3 protein-coding genes are annotated in these 2,223 nt (G+C 70.5%); 1 reads left to right on the plus strand and 2 read right to left on the minus strand.

Translation table 11 applies throughout. The annotated features are described in order from the left end of the window. Positions 1-551 precede the first annotated feature (551 nt). Positions 552-959 carry an Rv3235 family protein gene (locus ACM2XV_RS14520; RefSeq protein ID WP_344775077.1) on the minus strand — a complete coding sequence of 136 codons (408 nt, stop codon included), beginning with the start codon at positions 957-959 and terminating at the stop codon, positions 552-554. Between the two features lie 142 nt (positions 960-1,101). Here ACM2XV_RS14520 and ACM2XV_RS14525 point away from each other — a divergent pair, with 142 nt between their 5' ends. Beyond that, the gene (locus ACM2XV_RS14525; protein WP_487027448.1) at positions 1,102-1,692 is read left to right on the plus strand and encodes a hypothetical protein; all 591 of its coding nucleotides are present in this window, start codon (positions 1,102-1,104) and stop codon (positions 1,690-1,692) included. A gap of 39 nt (positions 1,693-1,731) precedes the next feature. Here the strand turns inward: ACM2XV_RS14525 and ACM2XV_RS14530 are convergent, their stop codons facing one another. Next, entirely contained in the window at positions 1,732-2,010 is a 279-nt protein-coding gene (locus tag ACM2XV_RS14530; RefSeq protein WP_344775073.1) for a helix-turn-helix domain-containing protein, read from the minus strand. Positions 2,011-2,223: the final 213 nt, after the last annotated feature.

Here is a 2,223-nt window from a genome sequence, read left to right on the forward strand (position 1 = left end):
CGCCGCTGCCTCCGAGGACGAGCCGCAGAACCGCGCCCAGCGTCGCGCCCAGAACCGCAAGCGGTAGGGACCTTCCCGCGCGGCGACACTAGACGCCGTTTTGTGCCCTGCGGGTTCTCGCGCGGCGACACTAGACGCCGATTTGCGCCCTGCGGGTGCTTGCGCGGCGACACTAGATGCCGTTTTTGCGACGCAGATCTCCCGTCGGACGACAGTAGATGCCGTTCTCCCGCGGGATTTCGGCGTCTAGTGTCGCCGGGCTGGAATCGCGGGGTGCGTTCCGGCATCGAATGTCGCCGCGCGGAACTGCGTGGGCGCATTCCGGCATCGAATGTCGCCGCGCAGGGGCACGAGGGCGCGGACCGACGCCCGGCATCACCGCACGATCGAACAGCCCACCCGCGACCGGGCGCGACTGTGCGCGGTCGGCGCGCCCGAGACGCGCGCGCCGCGGAGCGGGTTGCTGCAGCACGCTGATCGACGTGGCGCGCGCCGCGGAGCGGGTTGCTGCAGCACGCTGATCGACGTCGCGCGCGCCGCGGAGTGGGTTGCTACAGCACGCTGATGCTCGTCGCGCGCCAGCGCGAGTCGAGCCCCTCGAGGCGCAGCGCCACGGCGCGCACGCGCTGCGGCATCTGAACGACGACGGTCGCCTCGACGATGCCGGCGTCGGGCTCGAAGGTGCGGATCGAGAGGATCGTCAATCGCGGCCGTTGCGCGGGTGCCCGCTTCAGCGCCCGCGACCGCGCTGCGAAGCTGACCCGGCGAGCGAGCTTCGTGTAGACGTCGTCGGTGATCCAGCGCGCGATCTGCTCGAGTTCGCGGGCGCCCGCCAGGATCTCGATCACGCAGCGCGTCAGGTTGGTGATGAGGGGTTCAGGATCGGGCAGATCCGCCGTGCGCTGAACCCCGAAGTAGTCGTCGACATCGAACCGCTCATGGCGCTGTGCGTTCGCCATTCTTCCCCCAGCTTGTGCGAGCTCGACGAGACGGTCGTCGAGTGTTTGTGACCCTTTCATGGGTCACGGCGCCAGCGCCAGAGGTTTTTTCCATTGTTGATAACTTTTCCGCCGCGCCTCGGCGACGGCTAGCGTCGCCCCCATGCGCTTCGATCTGCTCTTCGACGACCTCGAGGCTCAGCTCGAGTCCCGGCTCGACGCCGAGGGCGCGCAGCAGCGCGGCGAAGAGGAGCGGCTGCGCGCCGCCCGCACGAGTCTGCGCGACCGGCTGGCTTCTCTCGCGGGGAAGGCCGGGCCGGGCATCCGCCTGCGCCTCGTCGACGGCTCGGCCGTCGACATCGCGCCCGTGACGGTGGGGCGCGACTGGCTCGCGGCCGAGCTCGACGGCGGGGGCGAGTGCGTGGTGCCGCTCGGGTCGATCGCGTCGGTCACGCTGAGCGCGGCGCGGCTTCGCCAGAGCAGAGAGCGGATGCCTGAGCAGCAGCCGCCCGCGGCCGGCGGGCTCTCGGCCAAGATCGGCATCGGGGTGGTGCTGCGCGATCTTGCCCGTCGGCGGGTTCCCCTCGATGTGCTGGGCCGCGCGGAACCCGTTCCGCTGCACGGCACGATCGACCGGGTCGGCGCCGACCACTTCGATCTCGCCGTGCACGAGCGAGGGGCGGTGCGACGCGAGTCCAGCGTGATCGAGCATCGCATGGTCGCCCTCGCGGCGGTCACGCTGCTGCGGCTCTGACCGGGGGCGACCGCGGCGGCTGGAGCGGCCGAGGCGGCGTCAGTCGCCGGGGCGCAGAATCGTGCCGCCCGACAGCTCGGTGAGGCTCGCGAAGTCGGACTGCTCCCACAGGGCGCGACGGCGCTGCTCTTCGTAGAGACTAGCGATGTAGGACTCGAGCACCTCGCGCTCGATGCGCCACTGCGGGCCCACCTTGATCGCGGGCAGCTCGCCCGTCTCAACGAGAGCGGTCACGTCGGCGAGCTCGACGTTCAGGATCTCCGCGCAGTCGGCCGTCGTCAGGAAACGCACGGCATCGCCTGCGGAGTGGCTGGTCATGTCCTCTATTGTGTCGACCATCCGAGCAATCCAGCGTCTCTGTGGATAACTTTCCCCGGGGCTTGACGGATTCGCCAGCATGGGGTCATGAGCACACCGCCGACCGTGCCCCGACCCCGCCCGACCTGGCGCGAGCCGCGCTTCCTTCTCGGTATCGTGCTGGTCATCGCGTCGGTGGCCGGCGTGGCCGGGCTCGTGGTCGCCTCCGACCGC

The sequence above is a fragment of the Gryllotalpicola sp. CP2-P1 genome (genome assembly GCF_057512245.1).

Coding starts and splice junctions, on each gene's coding strand:
- ACM2XV_RS14520 (WP_344775077.1), bottom strand. CDS start 959: ATGGCGAACGCACAGCGCCATGAGCGGTTCGATGTCGACGACTACTTC.
- ACM2XV_RS14525 (WP_487027448.1), top strand. CDS start 1,102: ATGCGCTTCGATCTGCTCTTCGACGACCTCGAGGCTCAGCTCGAGTCC.
- ACM2XV_RS14530 (WP_344775073.1), bottom strand. CDS start 2,010: ATGACCAGCCACTCCGCAGGCGATGCCGTGCGTTTCCTGACGACGGCC.